General features: G+C 73.8%; 32 protein-coding genes. 21 read left to right on the forward strand and 11 right to left on the reverse strand.

Going from position 1 to position 26,415, the window contains the following annotated elements; translation table 11 throughout:
- Positions 1–49: 49 nt before the first annotated feature.
- Together J4709_RS25310 and J4709_RS25315 are read right to left on the reverse strand one after the other, a co-directional pair.
- Positions 50–406: a hypothetical protein gene (locus J4709_RS25310; protein ID WP_208244274.1), complete on the reverse strand. Its 357-nt coding sequence runs from the start codon at positions 404–406 to the stop codon at positions 50–52.
- A 44-nt stretch (positions 407–450) separates the two neighbouring features.
- Positions 451–1,407 carry a TIGR03557 family F420-dependent LLM class oxidoreductase gene (locus J4709_RS25315; protein ID WP_208244275.1) on the reverse strand — a complete coding sequence of 319 codons (957 nt, stop codon included), beginning with the start codon at positions 1,405–1,407 and terminating at the stop codon, positions 451–453.
- 197 nt (positions 1,408–1,604) lie between these two features.
- Between J4709_RS25315 and J4709_RS25320 the strand changes: the two genes are divergently transcribed.
- From J4709_RS25320 to J4709_RS25355, 8 genes are all read left to right on the forward strand, one after another.
- Positions 1,605–2,273 carry a hypothetical protein gene (locus tag J4709_RS25320; RefSeq protein WP_208244276.1) on the forward strand — a complete coding sequence of 223 codons (669 nt, stop codon included), beginning with the start codon at positions 1,605–1,607 and terminating at the stop codon, positions 2,271–2,273.
- Positions 2,270–2,521 carry a monovalent cation/H+ antiporter complex subunit F gene (locus tag J4709_RS25325; RefSeq protein WP_173092737.1) on the forward strand — a complete coding sequence of 84 codons (252 nt, stop codon included), beginning with the start codon at positions 2,270–2,272 and terminating at the stop codon, positions 2,519–2,521. Before J4709_RS25320 ends, J4709_RS25325 begins: the two co-directional genes overlap by 4 nt.
- 32 nt (positions 2,522–2,553) lie before the next feature.
- Entirely contained in the window at positions 2,554–2,898 is a 345-nt protein-coding gene (locus tag J4709_RS54895) for a monovalent cation/H(+) antiporter subunit G (protein ID WP_208244277.1), read from the forward strand.
- Positions 2,895–3,275 (forward strand): Na(+)/H(+) antiporter subunit B, encoded by a 381-nt coding sequence (locus J4709_RS25335; protein ID WP_307801535.1) that lies wholly within the window; start codon positions 2,895–2,897, stop codon positions 3,273–3,275. Before J4709_RS54895 ends, J4709_RS25335 begins: the two co-directional genes overlap by 4 nt.
- On the forward strand, positions 3,272–3,964 hold the full coding sequence (locus J4709_RS25340) for an MnhB domain-containing protein (protein WP_208244278.1): 693 nt from the start codon (positions 3,272–3,274) through the stop codon (positions 3,962–3,964). The genes J4709_RS25335 and J4709_RS25340 overlap by 4 nt, the downstream gene beginning before the upstream one ends.
- A complete protein-coding gene (locus J4709_RS25345) occupies positions 3,961–4,308 on the forward strand; it encodes a sodium:proton antiporter (protein ID WP_208244279.1) in 348 nt (115 codons plus the stop codon). Before J4709_RS25340 ends, J4709_RS25345 begins: the two co-directional genes overlap by 4 nt.
- On the forward strand, positions 4,305–6,122 hold the full coding sequence (locus J4709_RS25350) for a complex I subunit 5 family protein (protein WP_208244280.1): 1,818 nt from the start codon (positions 4,305–4,307) through the stop codon (positions 6,120–6,122). The genes J4709_RS25345 and J4709_RS25350 overlap by 4 nt, the downstream gene beginning before the upstream one ends.
- Before the next feature lie 117 nt (positions 6,123–6,239).
- Positions 6,240–7,445 carry a glycoside hydrolase family 183 protein gene (locus tag J4709_RS25355; RefSeq protein ID WP_208244281.1) on the forward strand — a complete coding sequence of 402 codons (1,206 nt, stop codon included), beginning with the start codon at positions 6,240–6,242 and terminating at the stop codon, positions 7,443–7,445.
- A gap of 19 nt (positions 7,446–7,464) precedes the next feature.
- Here the strand turns inward: J4709_RS25355 and J4709_RS25360 are convergent, their stop codons facing one another.
- Both J4709_RS25360 and J4709_RS25365 read right to left on the reverse strand, forming a co-directional pair.
- On the reverse strand, positions 7,465–8,181 hold the full coding sequence (locus J4709_RS25360; RefSeq protein WP_208244282.1) for a hemerythrin domain-containing protein: 717 nt from the start codon (positions 8,179–8,181) through the stop codon (positions 7,465–7,467).
- Positions 8,182–8,269: 88 nt separating this feature from the next.
- Positions 8,270–9,100, reverse strand: a complete 831-nt coding sequence (locus J4709_RS25365) for a TetR/AcrR family transcriptional regulator C-terminal domain-containing protein (RefSeq protein ID WP_208244283.1) — start codon at positions 9,098–9,100, stop codon at positions 8,270–8,272.
- A gap of 82 nt (positions 9,101–9,182) precedes the next feature.
- On the opposite strand from J4709_RS25365, the gene J4709_RS25370 reads away from it, so the two are divergent.
- Positions 9,183–11,504, forward strand: coding sequence for an ATP-binding cassette domain-containing protein (locus J4709_RS25370; RefSeq protein WP_208244284.1), 2,322 nt, complete (start codon positions 9,183–9,185; stop codon positions 11,502–11,504).
- Positions 11,505–11,547: 43 nt separating this feature from the next.
- Here J4709_RS25370 and J4709_RS25375 read toward each other — a convergent pair whose 3' ends face one another.
- Entirely contained in the window at positions 11,548–11,967 is a 420-nt protein-coding gene (locus J4709_RS25375; RefSeq protein ID WP_208244285.1) for a VOC family protein, read from the reverse strand.
- A 109-nt stretch (positions 11,968–12,076) separates the two neighbouring features.
- Here J4709_RS25375 and J4709_RS25380 point away from each other — a divergent pair, with 109 nt between their 5' ends.
- Positions 12,077–13,051 carry a helix-turn-helix transcriptional regulator gene (locus J4709_RS25380; protein ID WP_208244286.1) on the forward strand — a complete coding sequence of 325 codons (975 nt, stop codon included), beginning with the start codon at positions 12,077–12,079 and terminating at the stop codon, positions 13,049–13,051.
- A gap of 13 nt (positions 13,052–13,064) precedes the next feature.
- On the opposite strand, the gene J4709_RS25385 is transcribed toward J4709_RS25380, so the two are convergent.
- Both J4709_RS25385 and cynR read right to left on the reverse strand, forming a co-directional pair.
- On the reverse strand, positions 13,065–13,565 hold the full coding sequence (locus tag J4709_RS25385) for a MarR family winged helix-turn-helix transcriptional regulator (protein WP_208244287.1): 501 nt from the start codon (positions 13,563–13,565) through the stop codon (positions 13,065–13,067).
- Positions 13,566–13,659: 94 nt separating this feature from the next.
- Positions 13,660–14,568: a transcriptional regulator CynR gene (gene cynR, locus J4709_RS25390; RefSeq protein ID WP_208244288.1), complete on the reverse strand. Its 909-nt coding sequence runs from the start codon at positions 14,566–14,568 to the stop codon at positions 13,660–13,662.
- A gap of 125 nt (positions 14,569–14,693) precedes the next feature.
- On the opposite strand from cynR, the gene J4709_RS25395 reads away from it, so the two are divergent.
- The 3 genes from J4709_RS25395 (at position 14,694) to J4709_RS25405 (ending at position 16,399) form a co-directional block, all read left to right on the forward strand.
- Entirely contained in the window at positions 14,694–15,281 is a 588-nt protein-coding gene (locus J4709_RS25395) for a carbonic anhydrase (protein WP_208244289.1), read from the forward strand.
- Positions 15,282–15,402: 121 nt separating this feature from the next.
- Positions 15,403–15,873 carry a cyanase gene (gene cynS / locus J4709_RS25400; protein WP_208244290.1) on the forward strand — a complete coding sequence of 157 codons (471 nt, stop codon included), beginning with the start codon at positions 15,403–15,405 and terminating at the stop codon, positions 15,871–15,873.
- A 28-nt stretch (positions 15,874–15,901) separates the two neighbouring features.
- A complete protein-coding gene (locus tag J4709_RS25405) occupies positions 15,902–16,399 on the forward strand; it encodes a nucleoside deaminase (RefSeq protein WP_208244291.1) in 498 nt (165 codons plus the stop codon).
- 126 nt (positions 16,400–16,525) lie between these two features.
- Here J4709_RS25405 and J4709_RS25410 read toward each other — a convergent pair whose 3' ends face one another.
- Entirely contained in the window at positions 16,526–17,434 is a 909-nt protein-coding gene (locus tag J4709_RS25410) for an alpha/beta hydrolase (RefSeq protein WP_208244292.1), read from the reverse strand.
- A 173-nt stretch (positions 17,435–17,607) separates the two neighbouring features.
- On the opposite strand from J4709_RS25410, the gene J4709_RS25415 reads away from it, so the two are divergent.
- From J4709_RS25415 to J4709_RS25440, 6 genes are all read left to right on the forward strand, one after another.
- Positions 17,608–17,934 (forward strand): hypothetical protein, encoded by a 327-nt coding sequence (locus tag J4709_RS25415; protein ID WP_208244293.1) that lies wholly within the window; start codon positions 17,608–17,610, stop codon positions 17,932–17,934.
- 17 nt (positions 17,935–17,951) lie between these two features.
- Positions 17,952–18,512: a GNAT family N-acetyltransferase gene (locus tag J4709_RS25420; protein WP_208244294.1), complete on the forward strand. Its 561-nt coding sequence runs from the start codon at positions 17,952–17,954 to the stop codon at positions 18,510–18,512.
- Positions 18,513–18,604: 92 nt separating this feature from the next.
- A complete protein-coding gene (locus J4709_RS25425; RefSeq protein WP_208244295.1) occupies positions 18,605–19,162 on the forward strand; it encodes a toxin-antitoxin system HicB family antitoxin in 558 nt (185 codons plus the stop codon).
- Positions 19,163–19,243: 81 nt separating this feature from the next.
- Complete coding sequence (locus J4709_RS25430; protein ID WP_208244296.1) at positions 19,244–20,089, forward strand: DUF4097 family beta strand repeat-containing protein; 846 nt, start codon at positions 19,244–19,246, stop codon at positions 20,087–20,089.
- 30 nt (positions 20,090–20,119) lie between these two features.
- Positions 20,120–21,094 (forward strand): ATP-binding cassette domain-containing protein, encoded by a 975-nt coding sequence (locus J4709_RS25435; RefSeq protein WP_208244297.1) that lies wholly within the window; start codon positions 20,120–20,122, stop codon positions 21,092–21,094.
- The gene (locus tag J4709_RS25440) at positions 21,091–21,894 is read left to right on the forward strand and encodes an ABC transporter permease (RefSeq protein WP_208244298.1); all 804 of its coding nucleotides are present in this window, start codon (positions 21,091–21,093) and stop codon (positions 21,892–21,894) included. Before J4709_RS25435 ends, J4709_RS25440 begins: the two co-directional genes overlap by 4 nt.
- A 71-nt stretch (positions 21,895–21,965) precedes the next feature.
- Here J4709_RS25440 and J4709_RS25445 read toward each other — a convergent pair whose 3' ends face one another.
- The 3 genes from J4709_RS25445 to J4709_RS25455 all read right to left on the reverse strand — a co-directional run bounded on the left by J4709_RS25445 (position 21,966) and on the right by J4709_RS25455 (position 24,998).
- Positions 21,966–22,742, reverse strand: a complete 777-nt coding sequence (locus J4709_RS25445; RefSeq protein WP_208244299.1) for an NAD(P)-binding domain-containing protein — start codon at positions 22,740–22,742, stop codon at positions 21,966–21,968.
- A 106-nt stretch (positions 22,743–22,848) separates the two neighbouring features.
- Positions 22,849–23,733 carry an SDR family NAD(P)-dependent oxidoreductase gene (locus J4709_RS25450; RefSeq protein WP_232384006.1) on the reverse strand — a complete coding sequence of 295 codons (885 nt, stop codon included), beginning with the start codon at positions 23,731–23,733 and terminating at the stop codon, positions 22,849–22,851.
- 65 nt (positions 23,734–23,798) lie between these two features.
- Positions 23,799–24,998, reverse strand: a complete 1,200-nt coding sequence (locus tag J4709_RS25455) for an MFS transporter (RefSeq protein ID WP_208244300.1) — start codon at positions 24,996–24,998, stop codon at positions 23,799–23,801.
- A 78-nt stretch (positions 24,999–25,076) separates the two neighbouring features.
- Here J4709_RS25455 and J4709_RS25460 point away from each other — a divergent pair, with 78 nt between their 5' ends.
- Complete coding sequence (locus J4709_RS25460; protein ID WP_208244301.1) at positions 25,077–25,646, forward strand: TetR/AcrR family transcriptional regulator; 570 nt, start codon at positions 25,077–25,079, stop codon at positions 25,644–25,646.
- Positions 25,647–25,753: 107 nt separating this feature from the next.
- On the forward strand, positions 25,754–26,272 hold the full coding sequence (locus J4709_RS25465; RefSeq protein ID WP_208244302.1) for a carboxymuconolactone decarboxylase family protein: 519 nt from the start codon (positions 25,754–25,756) through the stop codon (positions 26,270–26,272).
- Positions 26,273–26,415: the final 143 nt, after the last annotated feature.

Genomic DNA, 26,415 nt, shown 5'->3' on the forward strand with positions numbered 1-26,415 from the left:
CGCACGGTGTCGGCGCTCGGGCCGGTGCTCGGGGTCGCGGTGCTCGGGGTCAGTGCTTGGTGCGGCGGCCGATCACGATGCCGGCGCCCGCGGCCGCGACCACCGGCGCCGCCCGCAGCAGCCGCCGCAGCGTCAGCAGCTTCGCCAGCCCGGCGACCCGGCCCGGCAGCGCCGCCACCTGGCCGCCGACCTGCCCGGCCACCTGGCCGGCGCCTTCGCCGACGGCGCGGGCCGTGCCCGCGCCGGTCCCGGCGGCCGACTTCGCGCCGGACGCCGTGCCCGACACCGCACCCGACGCGGCACCCGACGCCTTGTCGGTCGCCTTGCCGGTCGCGGCGGTGCCGGCCCGCACGGCGTTCTTGCTCATCTGTCCAGAGCCCTTGCCGGGCACCGAGGGGGTGTTCATCCTCATTCCTTCCATCAGGGGGATCTCGGGGGCCGCGAAAGGCGTCAGCCGCGCACGCGCGGCAGCACCTCGCGGGAGTAGAAGTCGAAGAAGCCGTCCTGCTCGGGCCCGATCTGCGTGACGAACACGTCCTGGTACCCGGCGTCGGCGTAGGCGCGCAGCGCCCGGGCGTGCACCTCGGGGTCGGGGCCGCACGGCACCCGCTCGGCGACCATGTCCTCGGTCACCAGCTCCGCCAGCTGCCGGAACTGCCGCGGCTGCGGCAGCAGCTGGTTCGCCTCCCCCGGCAGGTAGTCGCTGGCCCACAGCCGCAGCGCCGTCGCCCGCGCCTGCGCCTCGTCCGGCGCCCAGCACGCCTTCAGCCCGCCCTGTACCCGCTTGCCCTCGCCGCCGGAGTCGCGGAACACCTTCACCAGGTCCGCGTCGGGCATCATGCAGATGAACCCGTCGGCGATCCGGCCCGCCAGCGTCGTCGCCTTGGTCCCGAACCCCGACATGTAGATGGGCGGGGGCTCGTCGGGGACGGAGTAGAGCCGGGCGGTGTCGAGCCGGTAGTGCTCGCCGCGGTGGGTGACGAGCTTGCCGGTGAACAGCCGCCGCATCAGCGCGACGGCCTCCTCCAGCATGTCCAGCCGCTCGGCCGCCGGCGGCCACCGCGAGTCGATGATGTGCTCGTTGAGGAACTCGCCGGTGCCGACGCCGAGGGTGAACCGGCCGCCGGTCAGCAGCGCGGACGTCGCCGCGGCCTGCGCGACGATCGCCGGGTGGGTGCGCACCAGCGGGCACGTCACCGCGGTCCCGATCGGCAGCGATGTGACCTGCGAGATCGCGCCGACCACCGACCACACGAACGACGCCTGGCCCTGCACGTCCAGCCACGGGTGGAAGTGGTCGGAGATCCACAGCGCCTCGAACCCGGCCTGCTCGGCCAGCCGCGCCTGCCGCACCAGCTCGCCGGGGAGGTGCTCCTCGCTGGACAGGAAGTACCCGAACCTGGTCATCTCCGTCCCTCCCTCGCAGGTGCCGCGTGCCGGACGGTCCGTAGCGCGGCCTACCCCGCCGGGCGCACGCAAACATCCCCAGGCGCGCGCCCCGCCCGGTCCCGGACGGCCGCGGGCCGGGCGGCGCGGGAGCCCGGGCGCGGTGCGCCGGTGCCGACGATCACGGTTGGAACCGTGCGCTCGGGTATGCGGAACGCATGACGCCACCCGCCCCCGAGCCGCCCGAGGAACCGGCCGGCGAACCACCGGCCGAACCACCGGCCGGACCGCCCGACGGGCCGCTCGGGCTGCCGCCGGCCGGACCGCACGCCGCGCGCACCGTCCCGCTGATGCGCAGCGGGCCCGCCCGCCGCGCCGCCGAGCCGCTCGCCTGGTGGGCCGCCCTGTTCGCGCTTTACCTGGCGCTGATCTCCACGATCGACATCATCGAGATCACCGTCGGCGCCGTCGTCGCCGCGTTCGGCGCCGCCGCCGCGACCGCCGGGCGCCGCGCCCTGTTCACCACCGGCACCGCCCACGACCCCGCCGGGACCCGCCGCCCCGCCGCCGACCTCGCCCCCGGCGCGCGGCCCGTCCCGCCCGCCCGGCTGCTGCCGCCGCTGGCGCGGCTGCCCGCCCAGATCGTCGCCGACAGCGCCCGCGTCGCCGTCCTCGGCGCCTCCGGCGGGACCTGGACGCCGCTGGCCGTCGCGCCCGGCGCCGCCAACCGCGGCACCGCGACCCTGCTGGTGTCGACCTCCCCCGCCACCTTCGTCGGCGGCGTCGACCCCGAGCGCGGCCTGCTGCACGTCCACCGCCTCGGCCGCGCCCCGTCGGCGTTCGAGCGGCGGCTGCGCGACACCGGCCTGGTCCGGGAGGCGCGATGAGCCTGGCCGTCCCCGCCCTGGTGCTGCTGGCCGCCGCCGTGCTGCCCGCGCTGCTGACCACCCTGCGCGGCCGCCCCGTCGACCGGCTCGCCGGCCTCATCGTCACCGGCCCGCTGGTCACCCTCGTGCTGGTGCTGCTCACCTCCGCCTACGGGCGGCCCGCCTACCTCGACGTCGCCCTCGTCCTGGCCCTGCTGTCGTTCGCCGGCGCGCTGGTGTTCGCCCGGTTCTTCAGCCGGACCCTGTGAACAGGAGAAGCCGTGAAGGGGACCCCACCGCGATGAGCCTGCTCGCCGACACCCTCACCTGGGCCGGCACCGCCGTCTGCGTCCTGGCCGGGCTGCGGCTGGCCGCCACCTCCGGCGCCGCCGGCCGCCTGCACGCCGTCGCGCCCGTCACCGCGCTCGGCGCGCCGCTGCTGCTGGCCGGCCTGGCGCTGCGGCCCTGGTCGTCCTGGCACGACGTCGTCAAGATCGCCGTGATCGGGGTGCTGCTCGCCGCGACCGGCCCCGCCACCGTCGTCACCGCCGGGCAGGCCGTCGCCCGCACCACCCCCGACAAAGCAGACGCAGCGGACAACCCTGGCGGCCGGGAGGGCGGCCCGCCCGAAACGGAGGCGCCGTGAGCGACCCGTTCTCCGGCGCCCTCGCCGACGCGCTCGTCCTCACCGCGCTCGCCCTCACCGTCCTGATGGCGACCGCGGTCGTGCTGACCCGCAACCCCGCCCGCCAGGCCATCGTCCTGTCCGGCTACGGGATGGTCCTCGGCGTGCTGTTCCTGGTGCTGCAGGCCCCCGACGTCGCCATGTCGCAGATCGGCGTCGGCACCGTCGTCGTCCCGCTCATCGTCGTCCTGGCCCTGCACGCCACCCGCCGCTACCGCAAGGGCGGCGACACCGGCGAGGACGACCACCGCCCCGACGACGACACCACCGACACCACCGACGGCGACAGCAAGGGCGGCCGGGCGGGGCAGGGCGCGACCGGGCAGGACGCCTCATGAGGGCCCGCGCCCGCACCCTGCTGTTCGCCGCCGGCGCGGCCGGCGCCGCCGCCCTGTTCACCGCCGGCGCCCTGGACCTGCCGCACTTCGGCGGAGCCGTGCACCCCTACGGCGACCGCGCCGTCCACCAGGCCCTGCGCGAGTCCACCACCAACACCATCTCCTCGGTCAACTTCGACCAGCGCGCCTTCGACACCATCGGCGAGGAACTGATCCTGATGGCGTCGGCGATCGGCGCCGTGGTGCTGCTGCGCGTCGTCGGCAAGGAGGCCGAGGACCAGGGCGCCGCGCACCGGCACGGCCCCGCCGAGGTGTCGGACGCGCTGCGCATCGTCGGGTACCTGCTGCTGCCCGTCACCCTGCTGATCGGCGTCTACATCATCGCGCACGGCGCCCAGTCGCCCGGCGGCGGATTCCAGGGCGGCGTCATCCTCGGCACCGCCGTCCACCTGCTCTACCTCGCCGGCGACTACCCCGCCCTGCAGCGGCTGCGGCCCATCCCGGTGTTCGAGTCCACCGAGGCGCTCGCCGCCGGCGTGTTCGTCGCGATGGCGCTGGCCGCCGCCGGCGCCGTCCCCGCCCTCAACGGCGCCGTCGGCGTCGAGGTCGGCTGCGCGCTGGTCCTGCTCATCGGCAAGTTCTTCGAACAGGCGCTGCTCGTACGCGAACCACCCGGGGGAACCTCGTGAGCCACCTGCCCTACCTGGCCGCCGGCTGGATCGTCATCGCCGGCCTGTACGGCGTCGTCACCAGCCGCGACCTCATCCACGCCGTGGTGTGCCTGTCGGTCACCCAGTCCGGCACCTACGTGCTGCTGCTGGCGATCGGCTACCGCTACGGCGCCACCGCCCCCGTCTTCTCCGACCGTCCGCCCCACGGACGCCCCGTCACCGACCCCGTCGTGCAGGCCATGACCCTCACCGACATCGTCGTCGGCGCCACCGTCACCGCCCTGCTGCTCGCCCTGGCCGTCCAGGTCGCCAAACGCCGCGGCACCATCGACCCCGACGAGCTGAGGTCGCTGGAATCGTGATCCTGCAGCTCACCGTCGCCGTCCCCGTCCTGGTCGCCGCGCTGCTGGCCACCGCCGGACGGTGGCTGCCCCGCCTGGCCGTCGACGTCGCCGCCGTCCTGGCCGTCGCCGCCGTCGCCGCGCTGGCCGCCCTCACCCTCACCCGCGCCCCCCACCACGCGCAGGTCAGCTGGCTCGGCGGCTGGGGACCGGCCACCGACGTCGGCATCCCCCTGGTCGCCGACCCCTTCGCCGCCGGCCTCGCCCTCATCACCGCCCTGCTCACCCTCGCCGCGCTGCTGTTCTCCTGGCGGTTCTTCACCGAGATCCAGGCGATCTTCCACACCCTCATGCTGCTGTTCCTGGCGGCGATGGTCGCCTACGTCTACACCGGCGACCTGTTCGACGCGTTCGTGTTCTTCGAGCTGATGAGCGTCGTGGCGTTCGCGCTCACCGGCTACCGCTCCGAGGAGCCCTCCACCGTCCACGGCGCCCTCAACTTCGGCATCATCCAGTCGATCGGCGCCTACCTCACCCTCGCCGGCATCGCCCTGGTGTACGCGCGCACCGGGCAGCTCGGCCTCGCCACCGCCGGACGCGCCCTCGCCGGCACCGGCGGCGGGCACGGCGACGCCCTGGTCACCGCCGCGTTCGTGCTGATCTGCACCGGCTACCTGGTGAAGGCGTCCGCCGTCCCCTTCCACTTCTGGCTCGCCGACGCCCACGCCGTCGCCCCCACCCCCGTCTGCGTGCTGTTCTCCGGCATCATGGTGCCGCTCGGCGTCTACGGCATCGCCCGCACCTACTGGGCGACGTTCGCCGGGCTCGTCCCGCTGCGCGCCATCGCCGTCCTCGGCGCCGCCGCCGCGCTGCTCGGCGCCGTCATGTGCGTCCTGCAGCACCACATCAAACGGCTGCTGGCCTACTCCACCATCAGCCACGTCGGGCTGCTGCTGGTCGGCGTCGCCGCCCACGGACCGGGCGCCCTCGCCGGCACCGCCTACTACCTCGCCGGGCACGCCGGCGTGAAAGGCGCCCTGTTCCTGGCCGCCGGCGCCCTGCTCAACCGGCACGAGACCGTCGACGAGCACGAACTGCGCGGCCGCGGCCGCGGCATGCCCGTCACCGGCGCCACCTTCCTGCTCGGCGCGCTCGGCCTGGCCGGGCTGCCGCCGTCCGGGCTGTTCGCCGGGCACGCCGTCACCGAGCACGCCGCCGAGGAACTCGGCTGGTGGTGGTTCACCCCGCTGGCCGTCGTCGCGTCCGCGCTCACCGCCGGCGCCGTCCTGCGCGTCTGGCTCGGGGTGTTCCGCGGCACCCCCGCCGAGGAGGACCCCGCCCGCGACGGACGCGACCACGGCGGGCAGGACCACCGCGAGGGCGGCCACGAGGACCCCGAGACCCGCCCCACCCTGCGCACACTGCCCTGGACGATGGTCACCCCCGGCCTCGCCCTGCTCATCGCCGCGCTGCTGGCCGGGCTGATCCCCGGCGGGCCCGTCGGCGCCGCCGCCGCGATGTTCACCGACCGCGACGGCTACGCCGGCCTCGTGCTGGACGGCCGCGTCCCCCACCCCCACTCCACCCCCGCCGACCCCTGGACCGCCTCCGGCGTCGCCGGGTTCCTGGTCACCGTGCTGCTGGCCGCGCTGATCGCCGTGTACGCGGTGCGGCGCCGCGCCTCCGAACGCACCGGCGGCGAGGGGGTCCTCGCGCGCGCCGCAGCGGCGGCCGCCGGGCGCCTGCACGCCCTGCACTCCGGCCACATCGGCGACTACGCCGCCTGGCTCACCGCCGGCGTCGCCGTCCTCGCCCTGCTCACCGCCCGCTTCTGACCCGGCCCCGCGTCCACACCGAGTCACTGCCGAGTAGCCGCCGGGTTGCCGCCGCGCGCACCGGCGCGCGACCCTGACACCCGCAAACCGCCGCACGGGGAGAGGAGCCGCCGCCGCATGGACCACCGCACGGCCCGCCCCGCACCAGCGGCCCCGCCCGCACAGCCCGGACGCGGACGCGGCGCCCTGGCGCCACCCGCCGCGCTCCTCGCCGCGGCGCTGCTGACCACCGCCGCGATCGTCGCCGTCCTGCTGCACCAGCGCCCCGCGCACCCGCCCGGCGCCGCACCACCCGCCCGCGTCCTGTCGCGCTACGAGACCGCCGCGCCCGGCAACACCATCGACCGCGACTGCGGCTACAGCGCCCCGCTGCCCGGCCACCGCAGCCTCTGGCTGTTCTGCGACTCCACCTGGAAGGGCGCCCACCCCGGCCTGTGGCTCGGCGCGACCGCCGCCACCGGCACCGCCGCCCCCGCACGCGTCCCCACCGACCTCACCGAACTCCCCACCCCCGGCACCCCGCAGGCCGGCACGCCCGCCGACCGGCCGCCGCAGGCGCTGCTGGCCACCCCGCCCGGCCTCCAACTGCCCGGCGGCGCCCCCTGCCACATCCCCGGCACCGCCTACAGCGCCTCCTGGATCTCCGGCGCCGTCCCCCTCCACCGCGACGGGACCGTCCTGCTCACCTACACCGACGTGTGCGTCCACGGCCTCACCATCGCCGCGCAGGGCTACGGCATCGCCGCCTACCGGCCCGCGAGCCGCACCCCGCAGGGCCAGACCCGCGTGTTCACCGTCCCCGGCGGCCTGCCGTTCCAGCTGACCCTCGGCTCCCCCGTCCTGCGCGACGGTCACCTCTACCTGTACGGGTCGACGTGCGACACCTGGACCATCGGCGCCTGCGCCGCCGGCCGCGTCACCCTCGCCCGCGTCCCCGCCGACCCCGCCGCCTGGCGCGACCCGTCCGCCTACCGGTACTGGTCGCCCGGCGGGTGGACGCCCGACGCGTCCCGCGCCCAGACCGTCGCCCCCGGCGCCGCGCCCGCCGCCGTCCATGTCGCCGACTACACCGCCGCCGGCAAAGGTCTCGTCCTCATCGAGCAGCTCGGCCTGCACGGCGGGTTCCGGCTGTGGCGCGCCCCCGCCCCGCAAGGACCCTGGCGACCCGCCGGCGGCGGCAGCGTCCCCTGCTCGGGCGGCACCGGCAACGACCAATGCCGCGCCTTCATCGGCCACCCCGAGCTCAGCACCCCGGACGCGCTGCTGATGTCGTACTACAACCCCGCCGACCGGCACGTCAGCGTCGCCGCCGTCCCCTGGTGACCCCGTCCCCTGGAGGCCGTCAGACGCTCCACAGGCGGCGCCTGCGGTAGCGCGGCTCCCACCGCAGCCGGTTCAGCTCCCGCACCTCGCGCGGCAGCGCCGTCAGGAACCGGCTGCGCTCCAGCGGCGCGATCCCGTCCACCATCCACGGCACCGTCCCCTCACCGCACCTGCCGCCGCCGGCGGCCGTGCACGCCGCCACCGCGTCGCCCGCGAACCCCGCCCAGTCCGCCGGGCCCAGCACCCGCCGCGCCAGCGCCAGCACGCCCGCCTCCTCATGCCGCAGATGCACCTCCAGCGCCGCCCGCAGCCCCCGCACCGCCGACACGACCTCCTCGCGGACGCCGTCCTCCAGCACCGCGTCCAGCACCGCCACCAGCGGCCCCACCCCGACGTACTCCGCACGCAGCTCCGCCACCACCCCCAGCTCCGGGCTGTGCCCCGCGACCGCGCGCTCCACCCGCGGCCACAGCGCGCCCTCCTGCAGCTCGTGATGCAGGCGCAGCTGCTCCTTCAGGTTCTCCCAGCCCGCCCGCACCAGCGGCGCATGCGCCCTGCCCGCCGCCGCTGCCGCCGCCAGCCGCTCCAGATCCCGGCGGAACGCCGCATGCCCCGCACGCGCGAACGCGTCCACGAACGCCGGCCCCGCCAGGCCGAGCATGCCCGCGGCCGCCCGGCCACCACCGGGCCCGGCCGCCGCCGCCCGCCCGGGCGGCGCGATTGAAAAAGTGTCCATACCAGGATGAGGGCCCCGGCCCCCTCGAATGTGACAGGACGGCCCCGAGACCTCGCTCACGCCGCCCCGCCACCCGCGGCAGGCGAAATCAGCCGGGCGGTGTCCGGCGGGCGATCGCCGCCTCGATGCCGTCCAGCACGATCTCCAGCCCGCCCTCGAACGCCTCCCGCGCCGCCCGCTCCAGATACGACGCCCCGCCGGCCGCCTCGGCGTCCTCCCGCACGTCGGGGGCGCCCTCGGCGTCCAGCCACGCCACGTGCGGGAACCGCCCGGCGAACCCCGGCGCGGCCCGCAGCAGCGCCTCGGTCCGCCCGTGCCACCACTGCTGCTCCGTCAGGCCCGTCGCCCGCACCGCCCGCCGCGACTCCGCCACCGTCCGCGCCGCGCCCCGCACCACGCCCGACAGCGTCGCCACCGCCCGCCGCACCCCCCGCGCGTCCAGGCCCGTCGCCGCGAGCACCCCCAGCAGCGCCTCCAGCGCCCCGTACTCGTTGGGCCCCAGCACCGGACGCGCCTGCGACACCTGCAGCACCCACGGATGCCGCAGGTAGAACGCCCAGCCGTCGTCCGCCCACGCCTGCAGCGCCGCCCGCCACCCCGCCGACACCTCATAGGACGGCGGCAGCTCCGCCAGCGCCCGGTCGTACATCAGGTCCACCAGCTCGGCCTTGCCCGGAACGTAGGTGTAGAGCGCCATCGCCGTGCGGCCCAGCCGCTCGCCGACCGCGCGCATCGACAGCGCCGCCATCCCCTCGGCGTCGGCGACCGCGATCGCCGCGTCCACGATGGCCGCCACGCTCAGCCCCGGCCTCGGCCCGGGACGCGGCGCGGGCCCCGAACCGGGCGGCGCCGCGTCGGGGCGGCCCCACAGCAGGTCCATCGAGCGGCGCGGATCGCCCTGTCCCGCGAAGACGGTCACCGAACAACTCCGTATGCCGTAAACTGTTTCATTCCGCGATCTCTTTACACCATAAGCTATCAAGCCGCTGCGAGGACGACGCATGCCCCTCCCGCCCACCACCGGCACCACCACGAGCACCGCCCCGAGCACCGGATCCGGTCCGGCCGCCGCCGACCGGCACGACGTCATCGAGGTCCGCGGCGCCCGCGAGAACAACCTCGCCGGCGTCGACCTCGACATCCCCAAGCGCCGCCTCACCGTCTTCACCGGCGTGTCCGGCTCGGGCAAGTCGTCGCTGGTGTTCGGCACCATCGCCGCCGAGTCACGGCGGCTGATCAACGAGACCTACACCGCGTTCCTGCAGTCGTTCATGGGCAGCCCCGCCCGCCCCGACGTCGACGCGCTGCGCAACCTGTCCGCGGCGATCATCGTCGACCAGGAGCCGATGGGCGCCAACTCCCGCTCCACCGTCGGCACCGCCACCGACGCCCACACCATGCTGCGGATCATCTTCTCCCGCCTCGCCGAACCGAGCGCCGGGACGTCCTCGGCCTACAGCTTCAACAGCGCCGAGGGCATGTGCCCCGAATGCGAGGGCCTCGGCCGTACCACCGCCGTCGACCTCGACCAGCTCCTCGACCGCGACCTGTCGCTCAACGAGGGCGCCGTCACCGTCCCCGGCTTCGCCGTCGGCTCCTGGTACTGGAAGGTGCTCGCCGAGTCCGGGCTCTTCGACCCCGACGCCAAACTGCGCGACTACACCCCCGCCCAGTGGGACGACTTCCTCGACAAGCCCGCCACCAAGATCCAGAGCCACGGCCTCAACACCACCTACGAGGGCCTGCTGGTGAAGGTGCGGCGGCTCTACCTCGGCAAGGACCGCGACTCCCTGCAGCCGCACATCCGCGCGTTCGTCGACCGCGCCGTCACCTTCTCCACCTGCCCCGCCTGCGGCGGCGCCCGCCTCAACCCCGCCGCGCTCGCCGGCCGCATCGGCGGGCTGAACATCGCCGACTGCGCCGCCCTGCAGATCAGCGACCTCGCCGAGTTCGTCGCCAAGATCGACGACGAGTCCGTCGCGCCGCTGGTCGCCACCCTGCGCGAGACCCTCGACTCGCTGGTGGAGATCGGCCTCGGCTACCTCAGCCTGGACCGCGAGTCGCCCAGCCTGTCGGGCGGCGAGGCGCAGCGCGTGAAGATGGTCCGCCACCTCGGCTCGTCCCTCACCGACGTCACCTACGTCTTCGACGAACCCACCGCCGGGCTGCACCCCCACGACATCGCGCGGATGAACGACCTGCTGCTGCGGCTGCGCGACAAGGGCAACACCGTCCTGGTCGTCGAGCACAAGCCCGAGACCATCGCGATCGCCGACCACGTCGTCGACCTCGGCCCCGGAGCCGGCACCGCCGGCGGGCACGTCTGCTACACCGGCGACGTCGCCGGGCTGCGCGCCTCCGGCACCCTCACCGGACGCCACCTGGACCACCGCGCCCGGCTCCGCGAACGGCCCCGCACCCCGGCCGGGCACCTGCCGATCCGCGGCGCGAACCTGCACAACCTGCAGGGCGTCGACGTGGACGTCCCGCTCGGCGTGCTCACCGTCGTCACCGGCGTCGCCGGATCCGGCAAGAGCTCCCTGATCCACGGGGCGCTGCCCGGACGCGACGGCGTCGTCGTGGTCGACCAGTCCGCCATCCGCGGGTCCCGGCGCAGCAACCCCGCCACCTACACCGGCCTGCTCGACCACGTCCGCACCGCGTTCGCCAAGGCCAACGGCGTCAAGGCCGCCCTGTTCAGCGCCAACTCCGAAGGCGCCTGCCCCGCCTGCAAGGGCATCGGCCTGATCTACACCGACCTGGCGATGATGGCGGGCGTCGCCGCCGTCTGCGAGAAGTGCGAAGGGCGCCGCTACACCGCCGATGTCCTCGCCTACACCCTGCGCGGCAAGGACATCAGCCAGGTCCTGGCGATGCCCGTCGAGCAGGCCCGCGAGTTCTTCCCCACCGGCCGCGCCCACGCCGTCCTGGACCGGCTCGCCGGCGTCGGCCTCGGCTACCTCACCCTCGGCCAGCCCCTCACCACCCTGTCCGGCGGGGAGCGCCAGCGCCTCAAGCTCGCCGTCAACATGGCCGGCGACGCCGCCGTCTACGTCCTCGACGAGCCCACCACCGGCCTGCACCTGGCCGACGTCGACCAGCTGCTCGGCCTGCTCGACCGGCTCGTCGACGCCGGGAACACCGTCATCGTCATCGAACACCACCAGGCCGTCATGGCCCACGCCGACCACATCATCGACCTCGGCCCCGGCGCCGGAGCCGACGGCGGCCGCGTCGTGTTCACCGGCACCCCCGCCGACCTGGTCGCCGGCGCCGACACCCGCACCGCCCGCCACCTGCGCGCCTACATCGGACGCGACTGACCGGCAGGCGGCGGGCCGGGCCGGGACCCGGCCCGGCCCGCCGTCACCGCGACGCCAGCATCTGCAGGTAGTGCGGGTTGGTCATCACCCCGAGCACGTTGCCGAACGGGTCCACGACCGACGCCGTCGCGAACCCCGTGCCCTCCCCGCGCTCGGTGATCTCCTCGTGGACGCGGGCGCCCATCGACACCAGCCGCCGCACCGCGCCCTCCAGGTCGTCGACGTGCCAGTACGCCACCGCCCCGCCCGGCTCCCCCGACCCCGCCGCCCCGGGACGGAACCGCGCGTCGATCAGCCCCAGCTCGTGCTGGTGGTCCCCGATCCGGAACTCCAGGTAGACCGCCCCGCCGTCCGGGCCCGGGACGCGGAAGTACGGCGCCGCCCCGAGCAGCTCGGTGTACCAGCCGCCGGCCGCCTCCACGTCGTCGGCGAAAAAGCTGATCGTCGCCAGTCCACGCAGCATGTCGTTCTCCGTCCACCAGGGGGACCGGACGTCCTCCGGCCCCGACAACGACCACGCTAGGAGCCCATTAGGTCAGTGAACGTCCTAATAGGACGGCAGGATGGAACCCATGCGCGATCCCTCCCGACGGCTGCTGCGGCTGCTGTCCCTCCTGCAGACGCCCCGCGACTGGACCGGCGCCGAACTCGCCGACCGGCTCGACGTCACCGACCGCACCGTCCGCCGCGACATCGACCGGCTGCGCACCCTCGGCTACCCCGTCCACGCCGTGCACGGCAGCACCGGCGGCTACCGGCTCACCGCCGGCACCGCGATGCCTCCGCTGCTGCTCGACGACGACGAGGCGACCGCCATCGCGATCGGCCTGCGCACCGCCGGCGCCGTCACCGGCATCGAGGACGCCTCCCAGCGCGCCCTCGCCAAGCTCGAGCAGGTCCTGCCGAAGCGGCTGCGGCACCGCGTGACCGCGCTCGCGCGGGCCGCCGTCCCGCTCCCGCCGACCGGCGACGCGCCGCCCGCCGCCGACCCCGCCGTCCTGGCCGTCCTCGCCGCCGCCTGCGTCGCCGGCGAGAACGTCCGCTTCGCCTACACCACCGCCGACGGCACCCAGAGCCGCCGGCACGCCCAGCCGCAGCGGCTCGTCACCGCCGCCCGCCGCTGGTACCTGGTCGCCCACGACGAGGACCGCGCCGACTGGCGCACCTACCGCGCCGACCGCATCACCGACCCGCACGGCACCGGCGTCCGCGCCCCCACCCGCACCCTGCCCGGCGGCGCCGACCCCGCCGCCTGGGCCATGGACAACCTCGCCGGCGGCTCCGGCGCCATCCGCGCCCGCCTGCTGCTGCACGCCCCCATCGCCGAGGCCGCCCGGCACGTCACCGCCTGGCACGGCGTCCTGGAACCGGTCGACGAGCGCAGCTGCCACCTGCACACCCGCTCGGGCTCCCTGCGGTACCTGGCGCACCGCATCGCGCTCCTGGACGTCGACTACACCCTGCTCGACCCGCCCGAACTGGCCGCCCACCTCGCCGCCATCGCCGACCGGATCACCCGCGCGACCCGGCCGCTCACCGGCCCCTGAACCGCGCGCTTGTTCAGGAACGGGAGGTGTCGCCCAGCGACTCCAGCAGCAGCCGCAGCGTGCCCGCCAGCTCCTCCCGCCCGGACGCGCCGAGCGCGGCCAGCAGCCGCGCCTCGTTCGCCACGTGCGCGCCGACCGCCTCGTCCACGACCGCAAGGCCCCGCGGGGTGAGCCGGATCAGCACCGACCGCCGGTCCCCGGCGTCGCGGACCCGCTCCACCAGCCCCTTGGCCTCCATCCGGTCGATCCGGTTGGTGATCGCCCCCGAGGTCACCATCGCCGCCCGCAGCAGCGCGCCCGCGGTCAGCTCGTAGGGGGCGCCCGAGCGGCGCAGCGTCGCCAGCACGTCGAACTCCCAGTTCTCCAGCCCCCGCTCGGCGAAGAACCCGCGCAGCTCCCGGTGCAGCAGCATCTGCAGCCGGGAGATCCGGCCGACGATCCCCATCGGCCACACGTCCAGGTCGGGCCGCTCCCGCGCCCACTGCGCGAGGATGTCGTCCACCGCGTCCGCCATCGCCGCCTCCTCATATCTCAACGTTGAGAATATCGATCGGCGGCGAATCCGTCAGGGCGCCTCGGCTGCCGCGAACGAACCCCTCAACGGCGGCTCACGGAGGCGGGGTGTAGCCGCGGGTGCGGACGAGGTCGTGGGTGAGGCGGGTGAAGGCCCGGGTGGCGGCGCTCTGGTAGGCGTTCTCGCGGTGCAGGAGGGCGACGGTGCGGGTGGGCAGGGGCGGGTCCAGGGGGACGGGGGTCAGGTGGGGGTGGTCGTGGGTGATGGCATCGGGCAGGACGGTGGCCAGATGGGTGCGTTGGACGATCTCGGTGAGGGCCTGGATGGAGTTGGCTTCGACCGTGATCCGCGGGGCGGCCCGGTGGTGGGCGAAGTAGGCGTCGATGTGGCCGCGTGTGGCGAAGTCCCCGCTGAGCAGGGCGAGTCGTTCGTCCTTCAAGGCCCGGACCGGTAGGGGACCGGGCATCGCCCGCGCGCGCGGGGCTCCGGTCACGAGGCTGAGGGTCTCGGTGAACAGGGCGGTGGCGGTGACGCCGGGCAGGTGGGCGCCGGCGAAGGCGATGCCGAGGTCGAGGTCGTCGGCCAGCAACGCCGCCTCGACGCGGTCCTGGGTCGTCTCGGTCAGCGTGAGGCCGATGCCGGGGTGGCGGGCGTGGAGTTCGGCGGTGAGCGGGCCGACGAGGTAGGCGGTGAAGGTCGGGGTGACGCCCAGGCGCAGGTGACCGCGGGACAGGTCCTGGACGTCGTGGACGGCGCGTTCGGCGGAGGCCAGGTCGCGCAGTGCGCGCCGGGCGTGGTCGGCGTAGACGGTTCCGGCGTCGGTGAGCCGCACCGTGCGGCCGGTGCGGTCCAGCAGCGGCACGCCCAGGGTCCGTTCCAGCTGCTTGATCTGCTGGGAGAGCGTGGGCTGGGAGATGTGCAACTCCTCGGCGGCGCGGGTGAAACTGCCCTGCTCGGCCACGGCGAGCAGATAGCGCAGGTGACGTAGTTCGAGAACGGCCATGAAACAAACTATAGACGCCACCAATGGGTTCTATACCTAACAACTCTTGGACACTATAGATGCAGGTCATGCATAGTGGATTTCGCCAGGCCACAAGAGCCGACCACCATCCGGAGGGAGTGACCATGCAGGACCTCACCGAGGGCGTCGCCCGTTTCCAGCGGGACGTCTTCCCGGCCAAGGCGGAGCTCTTCGCCCATCTGGCCGCGCATCACTCGCCGCACACGCTGTTCATCGGCTGCTCCGACGCCCGCGTCGTGCCCGAGCTGATCACCGGAGCCGAGGCGGGCGAGCTGTTCGTCATCCGCACCGCCGGCAACCTGGTGCCCGCGCACGCCCCCGGGGCCGACGGGGTCGCGGCGAGCATCGAGTACGCCGTCGCCGCACTGGGCGTGAAGGACATCGTCGTCTGCGGCCACTCCGCGTGCGGCGCGATGACCGCCCTCGCCGAGGGCCACGACCTCAGCGGCGCCCCGGCCGTCGCCTCCTGGCTCCGGCTCGCCGACGCCTCGGTGGCCCGCACCGCCGCCGGCGGCGGCGTGTCGGCCCTGGTCCGGCAGAACGTGCTCGCGCAGCTGGCGAACCTGGCCACCCATCCCTCGGTCGCCAAGGCCCTGGCGGAGGAGAAGGCCGCCCTGCACGGCTGGGTCTACGACATCGCGACCGGCCGGGTCGAGGACCTCACCACCGGCGGCGCCGCACTCGCGGCCTGACCCACCCGGCCCGGGGCTCCCGCCCGCGTCAGCCCGCTGGAGCCCCGCATCCACCCACCCGGCCACTGCACCCGCAGCCCTGCCCGTGAAGTGGCCCACCTGAGAGAAGGACGTACTGATCATGGTGCACGCACAGTTCGAGCAGTCCGCTCGTGAGGCCCTGGCCGCCAAGGCCGTCGAGGCGAAGACCATCAAGGACCTGTCCTGGAAGCAGATCGCCCAGGCCTCGGGCCTGTCGGTGGCCTTCACCACCGCCGCCGTGCTCGGCCAGCACCCGCTCCCGGAGAAGTCCGCGAAGGCCGTGGCCGAGCTGCTCGGCCTGGACGACGACGCGGCGACGCTGCTGCAGACCATCCCGGTCCGCGGCTCGATGCCGAACCGGATCCCCACCGACCCGACCATGTACCGCTTCTACGAGATGCTCCAGGTCTACGGCACGACCCTCAAGGCCCTGATCCACGAGGAGTTCGGTGACGGCATCATCTCCGCGATCAACTTCAGGCTCGACGTGAAGAAGGTCGCCGACCCCGAGGGCGGCGAGCGCGCCGTCATCACCCTGGACGGCAAGTACCTGCCGACCAAGCCCTTCTGACCCGACACCGCCCTTCGGAGGACCCTTCATGGACTTCGTCCAGCGCACCATCGACATCGCCCGCCAGAACGTCGCCGAGGGCGGCCGCCCGTTCGCGACCGTCATCGTCAAGGACGGCGAGATCCTCGCCGAGAGCCCCAACAAGGTCGCCCAGACCAGCGACCCCACCGCGCACGCGGAGATCCTCGCGATCCGCGAGGCCTGCACGAAGCTGGGCACCGAGCACCTGACCGGCACCACCATCTACGTCCTCGCCCACCCCTGCCCGATGTGCCTGGGATCGCTGTACTACTGCTCGCCGGACGAGGTCGTCTTCCTCACCACCCGCGACGCCTACGAGCCCCACTACGTCGATGACCGCAAGTACTTCGAGCTGGACACCTTCTACGACGAGTTCGCCAAGCCCTGGCAGGAGCGCCGGCTGCCGATGCGCCACGAGGAGCGCGAGGACGCCGTCGAGGTGTACCGGTTCTGGCAGGAGCGCAACGGCGGCGAGCGCCGCGTCACCGGCGCCCCCACCGCCTGAGCCGCCGCGCCCGATGCAGGGGCGCCCGGATGAGGGCCGGCCGCTGACCGCCCCCACCCGAGGCCGTCACCGCCTCCACCGTCGCTCCTTCCTGACGGTGGAGGCCGGGCCTGCGGCCCCCGTCCCTCACCCCGCCACGGGCAGGTGCCGGATCAGGAACTCCAGTTCCGCCTCGACGACCCGCTCGTGCTGCTCCAGGAACGGCGCATAATGCGTGCCCGGGACGCTGACCACCTCCGCGCGGGGCATCCGGTGCGCCGCGCGGACCGCCGCAGGCGGATACGCCGCCATGTCCTGCTCGCAGACCACCACCAGCGCCGGGCACCGCACCCGCGGCGCCGCACGCCCCGGCTCGTAGAGCGCGAACCGCAGCGCCGACCGCGCCGCGATCTCCTGCCGCGCGACGCCGTGCCGGCCGTCCGGGTCCAGCGCCCGCGGGCCGTCCAGGGAGTCGGGCGTCGACAGGACCCCGACCCGTCCCCGCGGCGCCGCGAGCGGCACCGTCCGCGGCGCCCGGCCCGCCGCCGCGCCCACGGCGTCGGCGATGCCCGTTGCGAACAGCCGCAGCAACGCCGCCGGAGTCTGGTGACTCGTAGCGTTGCGCGAGGCCGCCCACCCGCCGACCGCGGGCGTCTGCGCGACCACCGCCGCGAGCCCCTGCTCGCGCGCGGCGACACGGACCAGATGCCCGCCCGACAGCGAGAACCCCCAGCCCGCGACCGCGCTCGGGTCGACGTCCGGGAGCGAGGCCGCGAAGCCGATCGCGGCCCGCCAGTCCGCCAGCTGCTCCCCCACCCGCGCGACCTGGCGCGGCAGCCCGCCGCTCTCCCCCAGATGCCGGTAGTCGAAGGCCAGCACGCCGAACCCGGCCCGGGCGAACCGCTCCGCGAACCGGTCGGTGCCCGGCTCCTTGGTCACCCCGAACCCGCCGGCCATCACCACGCAGCCGCCGTTCGCGCTCGGATAGTGCCAGGCCGCGCACTGCGCGCCGCCGCTGTCGAACCGGATCTTCTCGCGCCGTACGGACGTCCGCATGCCTGCCTCCGATGGACGGACTCGCTTCCTTCCTTCAAGTGAACCATGTGGTTCGCAAACCTGTCCATCGGGTCCGCCCCCGCGATGTGGTGCCCGCCAAAGGAGGAGTTTCAGCTACGTAGGCGACGTAGCCACCTTTACCGCCTACCAACCTCCCAGCGATAGTAGGCGTCATGAACAAGAACACCGCCTACAATGCCGCGGCGAGTACCGCGCGAACGCTGAAGCGTGCAGGGCTCTGGGACCTGGCCCTGGAGTCGCCGCCGACCGCCACGACGGCGCTGCGGGCAGAGATCTTGACCGACAGGTTCTTCTGGAAGATCGACGGCCTGCGCAGGTCGTGCCACCTGCGTGCCGCGCTCGGCGCCCGCCCGCAGACCGCCGCCGCGGCGTCCTACGCCGCCGCGCTTCCGCCGGGCGCCGAAGCCGAGGAGCTGACCGGGATCGCCGCGCGAACGGCCCGCGAGCTCGGACTCACCAGGCTGATCAAGAGCCTGTGAGGCGCTCAACGCGATCCGTGGACCTCGATCTCGGCGATGGCGGCCTGCGGCTCCGCACCCTGGACGTCGCCGACGCCGCTCTGCTGGTCGAGGCGACGAGCACGGAAACGGGCCGGTCCCTCTGGGGAGATCGCCCGCTCGGTCCCCACTCGCTCGGCGACGCGCAAGCGGCGCTGGCCGCCTGGGATCCCGCCATGCCAGGCCAGTTCAGCCTGGGCGTCCTGCGGGGCGGGAGACTCCTCGGCGCGGTCGGCCTGATCCCGGAGCGTCCGGGCGGCATCGAACTCGCGTACTGGCTGCGGCCGGAGGAACGAGGCAAGGGCATCGCCTCCCGAGCCGTGCTCGCCGCCACCGACTGGGCCCACGCCGAACTCGCCGTTCCCCGGCTCTGGCTGGAGATCCGTCCCGGCAACGAGCCCTCCCTGAGGCTGGCCGAGCGCGTCGGTTACCGGTTCGAGCAACGCATTCCACGGCACTGCCGCACCCGGACCCATCACGATCCCGAACGCGACACCTGGCACGACTGCCTTATCTGGGTCCACGACGGCACCCAGACGACCGGAGCCGACCTGGGGTGATGTCCCGACTGACCTGCTCTGACGTCACACCGAACCAGCGTGACGTCGTAGCGGCAGTTGACGTGACGTCATAATGACGTCATAGTGGTGGCATGGACTTGATGCCGTATGTCGAGAGCCTGCGCCGTGAACTCGCCGTCGCCGCCGAGGCGGGCGGCCCGGAAGCCCGCGCGCTCGCCGAGCGCCTCACCGGCGTCCTCGAATCGGCCACCAGGCTCACCCTGCTCGAGGCGCTGTCGGCCGCGGCGGACGAGATCACCCGCGATCTCGCGCCGGGCTCGGTCGACGTGCGGCTGCGCGGCGGCGACCCCGCGTTCGTCGTGACGCCACCGCAGCCCGGCCCACCGACTTCGGAGGACGCGGCCGCCCCGCCGGAACCCGCACCGGAGCCGGCATCCGAAGCCGTCCCGACCGCCGCCGCGCCGTCCGGCGAGGAGGGCGGCACCGCGCGGATGACCCTGCGGCTGCCCGAGCACCTCAAGCTGCGCGTCGAGGAGGCGGCCGGACGGCAGGGTATCTCGGTCAACGCCTGGCTGGTCCGCGCGATCTCCGCCGCGTTCGAGCCCGGCGCCGGGCCCCGTAGTCCTGCCCCCGGCCGAGCGGCGCAGCAAGCGCACGGCGGACGCAGCTACACCGGCTGGGTCCGCTAGCCCCGGCCCGCCGCTCGTCACCACCCTTCGCCCGGCCCCGAGGCCGGGAAGCACCACCGGACCCATGAGGAGGGCTCCGCCATGCCCGCTTTCGACACACCCGAACCGATCATCCTCGACATCGACATGTACGTCGGCCTGGTTCGCCTCCACGCCGGCGACCGCACCGACACCGTGGTGGACGTGCGCCCGAGCGACCCGTCCGTCGAGGCGAGCGTGCAGGTCGCCGAGCGGACGGTCGTCGAGTTCTCCGGCGGTCGGCTGCTGGTCAAGGGCCCCAGGCCCAAGGCCCTGGGGCACCTGCTGCCGTGGCGCGGGTCCATCGACGTGACCGTCGACCTGCCCGCCGGGTCCCGCGTCGAGGCCAAGGCCGCCGCGGAGATCATCGCCACCGGCGTCCTCGGCGAGACGGTCGTGCACAGCATGAACGGCGACCTGCGCCTGGAGGAGACCGGTCCGCTGGAGGCCAAGACCTCCAACGGCCACATCTTCGTGGAGCGGGTGACCGGCCCCGCCGAGGCGACCACCTCCAACGGGGCGGTCCGGATCGGCTACCTCGACGGCCCCGGCACGGCCAAGTCGTCCAACGGCGCCATCGCGTTCGGCGAGGCGGCCGGCGACCTGCAGGTGAAGACCGCCTCCGGTGACGTCACCATCGGCCGCGCGACGGCCGGCCTCACCGCCAAGACCGCCTTCGGCCGGATCCAGGTCGGCGAGGTGGTGCGCGGCACCGTCCGCCTGGAGAGCGGCCACGGCAAGATCAGCGCCGGCATCGCCGAGGGCACCGCGGCCTGGCTGGACCTGAACTCCAAGTTCGGGGTGGTGCGCAGCTCCCTGACCGCCGCCGAAGGCCCCGAGAGCACCGACACGGTCGCCGAGGTGCACGCGCACACCAACTACGGCGACATCGACGTCCACCGGTCCTGACCTCCCCGACCACCGGCAAGGAGCCCCCTCATGAGCGACGCGATCACAGCCGAAGGGCTGGTGAAGAGGTACGGAGAGGTGACCGCCCTGGACGGGCTGAGCTTCTCGGTCCCGCAGGGGACGATGCTCGCCCTGCTCGGCCCCAACGGCGCCGGCAAGACCACGACGGTGCGGGTCCTGACCACGCTGCTGCGCCCCGACGCCGGACGCGCCACCGTCGCCGGATGCGACGTCGTCCGCGACGCGCGGCGGCTGCGGTCCTACATCGGGCTGTCCGGCCAGTACGCCGCCGTCGACGAGCACCTCACCGGCGCCGAGAACCTGGAGATGGTCGGGCGCCTCTACCACCTGGGCGCCAAGCGCAGCAGGGCCCGCGCCCGCGAGCTGCTCGAACGCTTCGACCTCACCGCCGCCGCGGACCGTCCGGTCAAGGGCTACTCCGGCGGCATGCGGCGCCGCATCGACCTCGCCGGCGCGCTCGTCGCCGACCCGCCGGTGCTGTTCCTGGACGAGCCCACCACCGGCCTGGACCCCCGCGCCCGCGCCGCGCTGTGGGACACCATCTCCGAGCTGGTCGCGGGCGGCGGCACGCTGCTGCTGACCACCCAGTACATGGACGAGGCCGACCGCCTCGCCGACCAGATCATGGTGGTCGACCACGGCCGCGCGATCGCCCGCGGCACCGCCGACGAGCTCAAGGACCAGGTCGGCGGCAGCCGCATCGAGCTGACCGTGTCCGACGCCGCCGAACTGGAGACCGCGCGGGAGGCCGTCGCCTGGGTCGCGGTCGGAGCGATGCGGACCGTGCCGGAGTCGCTCCGGATCACCGTCCCGGTCACCGACGGCCCCGAGGCGCTCCGGCAGGTCCTCGGCCGCCTCGCCGGCACCGGCGTCCGGGTGCGGGACGCGGGCCTGCGGCGGCCCACCCTCGACGACGTGTACCTCACCCTGACCGGGCACCAGGCGTCCGGCACCGACGAGCAGGTCCGGGAGGCCGCCCGATGAACGCGCTCACCCTGCCCATCGCCGACGGCTGGACGATCGCCAGGCGCAACGCCCTGAAGATCCGGCGGTCGCCGGACATGCTCGGCGGCGTGATCATGCTGCCGGTCGTGCTGGTGCTGCTGTTCGCCTACGTCTTCGGCAGCGCCATCCACGTCCCGGGGATGTCGTACCGGGAGTTCCTGCTGCCCGGCATCTTCGTCCAAGCGGTGATCATGAGCGCGCAGATCACCGGGTACACGCTCACCCTCGACCTGCAGAAGGGCATCTTCGACCGGTTCCGCTCGCTGCCGATGGCGCCGTCCGCGGTCCTGATCGGGCAGACCGTCAGCGACCTGCTGATGAACCTCGCCGGCCTGGTCGTCATGGCGGCGATGGGGCTGATCGTCGGCTGGCGGGTGCACACCTCGCCCGGTGAGGCCGTGCTCGGGTTCGGGCTGCTGCTGCTGTTCGCCTACGCGTTCTCGTGGGTCACCGCGACCGTCGCGCTGGCGCTGCGCACCCCGGAGAGCTTCAACAACATCGCCACAATGGTCTCGTTCCCGCTGGTGTTCGTCTCCAACGCCTTCCTCGACAGCTCCAAGCTGCCCGCGCCGCTGCGCGTCGTCGCCGAATGGAACCCCGTCTCCACCTTCACCCAGGCCGCACGGGAGTTGTTCGGAAACACCAGCGCCGCGCTGAAGACCTCGGACGCCTGGCCCATCCGGCACGCCGTCCCGGCGTCGCTGCTCTGGATCGCAGCCCTGCTGATCGTGTTCGTCCCCCTGGCGACCCGCCTCTATAAGAAGGCCGTCAGCAGCTGAACGAAACGACGCCTCCTCGCGGGCCGGTGCGCTGACCGGCCCGCGAGGGCTGCGACGGAGCGCTCACGGCGTCACCTCTGCCCCTTGTCCAGGTCGGCGAGGAGGCCGTCGAGGGCTTGGCCGAGGGCCTCGGAGTTCGCCGGGGTGAACCACGTGGTGCGGATGCGTTCGTTGTTCCCCTTCGGGGTCTCGTGGTCGGCGGCGAGCCGGCCCAGGGTGCGGGTCCGGTCGCTCAGCGCGCGGCCGACGCCCTGGAAGAGGCTGCGGACGTAGCCGTCCGCATCGGCCGCGTCGATGCCGTGGCCTGCGGCCCACTCCGTCAGCGCCGCGAGGTAGGAGTAGTGGGTGGTCAGTGTCCCGGTCAGCGCGGAGAAGACGTTGAAGGCCCCTTCGTCGGCGACCGGCAGCGCCCCGCCCAGCTGCTCGAAGAGACCGTCGACCACCGGATGGGACGGGCAGGTCACCGTGACCGAGCGCCGTTCCCGGATCGCGGGCAGCGGGATGGCCCGCACCAGCGGGGCGCCGGTGGCCAGCGTCCGGCGCAGGTCCTCGTTGCCGACCCCCGACATCACGTTCACCACGATCTTGCCGTCGTCCACCGTCAGCCCGGCGAGCGCCTCGTGCCGGTCCTGGCCGCGGACCGCGATGATCACCACGTCGGAGCGGTCCACCACCTCCTGGTTGCCGGCGCACACCTCGACGTTCTCGTAGCGCCCGGCCAACTCGGCCGCCGTGGCCGCCCCTCGCGGCGACAGCAGCACCTGCGGCGCCGGCTCCTCTCCCCCGCAAACGCCCTCCACAATGGCTCGGCCGATCTCCCCGACCCCGATGATGCCGATCCGCTTCACTGCGTCTTCCGTCCTCTGCCTAGTAGTTCGGGCCTGCGGGATCATGCTCGTCTCCACAGCGGGACGAGCGCCACCCGCCACTGCGGCTCAGGCTCTCAACGCAGGGTCAGGCGGGCTGGAGCGGGGTGCTCGGAAAGGGCACGCCGGTGAGGCGCCGGCTGATCTCCAGCAGGCGGGCGCGGGACACGGCATCGTAGGCCTGGTGGTGCGCCTGCGCGGGGCGCGCCCGGTTGAAGTAGGCGCCGATGACCGCAGCGAGCGCGGGGTCGGTGACCAGCCGGGCGGTGTTGGCGACGCCTTCGTCCAGGGTGCTCTGCACGGCGAACAGACGCGTGACGATCTTGGTGGGCATGTAGGAGGCGGGGTGCAGGGCGTTGACGGTGACGCCGTGGTCGCGCAGCAGTTCGGCGTGATCGAAAGTGAGCATGATCTGCGCGAGTTTCGCCTGGCAGTAGGCCTGCACACCGTCCCAGCCGCGCTCCAGCAGCACATCGTCGAAGTCCAGCGGCGCCTGTCCGGCGGAGCTGACGTTGACGATCCCGGCCGGCGACGGCCGGGCCGTGGCCGAACGCGCGGCGGCGGTGCGCGCCAGCAGCGGGGTGAGCAGGCAGCTGAGCATGTAGGTGGCCAGGTAGTCGACCTGGAAGGTCAGCTCCAGCCCGTCGGCGCTGCGCTGCGGGATCGTCTCGACGCCGATCCCGGCGTTGTTGACCAGCACGTCCAGCCGGTCGCGGGCGGCCAGGCGGTCGGCCATGGCGCGGATCTGGTCGAGGGAGGCGAAGTCGGCCTGTTCGAAGGTGAGCCTGCCGTTTCCGGTCCGGTCGTGCAGTTCGGCCAGTAATGCCTGCCCCTTGGCGGCGTTGCGGCCGTGCAGGATCAGGGTGGCGCCCTGCGCGGCGAGGTGGTGGGCCAAGGCGCGGCCGAGGCCGTCGGTGGCGCCGGTGATCAGGACGGTCCGGTCCTGCAGTGGGCGGGCGTCGTGCGTGGTCATGGGGGTTCGACCCTTCAGTCCGGTGGCGAAAGAGGGAATCTGGGCTGCGGCCTGGAGCGGGCCGGTCAACGGTGTGCCGGGGCGGGGGCGGCAGCGGGGGCCCTCGGACGGCTGGGGCGCGGGCGAAGCGAGGCGGCGTGCGCACCGGCGGCCAGCACCAGCGGCAGCAGCGCCACCGCCGGGAGCCAGCGACCGCCCAGAGCGGGCAGCAGGCCGCTGCCCAGCAGGCTGCCCAGGCTCATGCCCAGGTACAGGGCCGAGGCGTTCAACGCCAGCAGGATGCCGCGCTGGTCGGGCAGCAACTCCACCAGGCGCGCTTGCTGCGGGGCCATGAACAAGGTGTTGAAGACGGCCCAGAAGGCGAACACCGCGACCCCGGCCGCGGGCACGGGCGGCACGCTGCTCAGCGCCAGGAACGTGACGGTCAGGCCGGCCAGCGCCAGTGCGATGGTGCGTCCGCCGCCCAGCCGGGAGTAGACGCGGGCTCCGGCGGCGTTGCCGACCATGCCCAGGGCGCCGAAGACCAGCAGCGTCAGCGACACCAGCCCGGAACCGGCGCCGAACCGGGTGCCGAGATAGGCCCCGGCGACCCCGTAGACGGTGAACTGGGCGGTCAGCACCAGCAGCGTGGTGACGATCATCGACGCGGCTCCGGGTGTGCGAAGCACCCGGCCGAACGCCCGCGCGGTGGGAGCCGGGCCCGCCGCGACCGGCGGCAGCAGCACCGCCAGCAGGCCGCCCGCCCCCAGGGTCAGGACGACCACCGCGACCATGGTGGCCCGCCAGCCGACCGCGGTGCCCGCGGCCGAGGCCAGGGGGACGCCCAGCACCGTTGCGGCGGTCATCCCGCCGAACACCACCGCCAGCGCGCGGGGACGCCGCTCGACCGGCACGATCATCGAGCCGGTGGCGGACGCGGCCGGTCCGAAGACCGCCGCCCCGAGCCCGGCGGCCACCCGGGCGGCGGCCAGGGCCGCGAAGCCGGGGGCCACCGCGCCGGCGATGTTCCCGATCGTCATCAGCGCGAGGCCCAGCAGTAGCACCCGGCGGCGGTCCATGCGGCCCAGGACGATCGCCGCGACGGGCGCGGCCAGCGCGAACACCAGGGAGAAGACGGTGACCAGGGTTCCGACCCGGGCGGGCGGCACCCGCAAATCGGCGGCGATCGGGCCGCTGAGGCCGATCACCGCCAGCGAGGCGGTGCCCAGTGCGAAATAGCCCAGGGCCAGCGACAGGAGCGCGGGGGTCGAGGCACGGGAAGCCATGCCCCCTCCTTTCAATACGAACCGTTGCGTATTAGATTTAAATACGGACCGGTGCGTATGTCAACTAGACTCCGGGCCATGACCGGACGACCCCGCGACCCCGCCGTCGACGACGCCATCCGCCAAGCCGCCCTGGACCTCATCACCGAGCAGGGCTACCGGGGGGTGAGCATGGAGGGCATCGCCGCCCGCAGCGGCGTGTCCAAGCAGGCGGTCTACCGCCGCTACCCGGGCAAGGGCGAGGTGATCCTGGACGTCCTGGCCGCCTACGCCCGCACCCGGCTCCCCACCCCCGACACCGGCGACCTGCGCGAAGACCTGCTGGCCCTGCTCGAGGAGACCTTCGCCGCCCAGCGCGGCGTACCCGGCGCCCTCAACCAGGCCCTGGCCGCCGAAGCGCTCCAGGCCCCCGCGTTCGCCGAGCGTGTGAGCAGCGAACTGATCAATGCGCGCCGCGACGCCGTCCGCCAGATCCTCACCCGCGCCCGTGACCGGGGACAGGTCGCTCATCCCGACGATGAGGTCCTCATCGACCTGGTCTTCGGACCCATGTGGTACGCGCTGCTGTTCGACGCCGGCAAGCTCACCGACGCCTACGCCGCCGCTCTCACCGACGCCGTCATCGCCGCCGCCACCCGCGCGCCCTGACCGGCGCGGCCACGCTAACCCTGCGTCGGCGCTCGACCTGACATTCCGAGCGCCTGTGTCGTCGGACCGGTGACACACCATCCGGCACGCAGAAAGAAGACATCGCCATGTCGACGCCCACGACGACCGAACCGGCCACGGAGAACGACGGCATCCAGTCGCGTCTGCCCGACCTCACCCAACTCTTCCCCGAACTGCCGAAACTCTCCGGAGCCGTGCGCAACGCCGTCTGGAACGGGCCGGTTCCGCCGAAGACCATCAACCTGATGCTGCTACGCGCCGCGCAGATCGTCGGCAGCACCTACCACGCCATCTCGCTGACCCAGAACCTCCGCAAGACCGGAGAATCCGAGCAGCGCATCACCGCCGTCGCCACCTGGCACGACGCCCCCTACTTCACCGACGCCGAACGAGTCGCACTGGAACTCGTGGAGGCCGTCCTCACTCCCAACCCGCTCGGGGAACGCGTCCCCGACGAGCTGTTCGCCAAGGCGTCCGCACTCTACGACGACGAGGCGCTCTGGACGCTCACCATGGCGATCGGCCACTTCTTCCTGTTCGTCCCGGTCGCTCTCATCGGCAAGCCCATCCCCGGCAGGCCCATCGGAAAGAACTACAGCAAGTAGGGCGCGCTGGCCCCCGGCGGAAAAGGCTTAGGGCCGTCAGACCGGTTGGTCTGACGGCCCTGTTCGGCCACCTCACGGTTTAGGCCTTGTTGTAGGTGTGTTTGGCCCACAGGTAGGAGGCGGCGCCGATGGTGATGCACCAG

The sequence above is a fragment of the Actinomadura violacea genome (assembly GCF_017573465.1).
Lineage (GTDB): Bacteria > Actinomycetota > Actinomycetes > Streptosporangiales > Streptosporangiaceae > Spirillospora > Spirillospora violacea.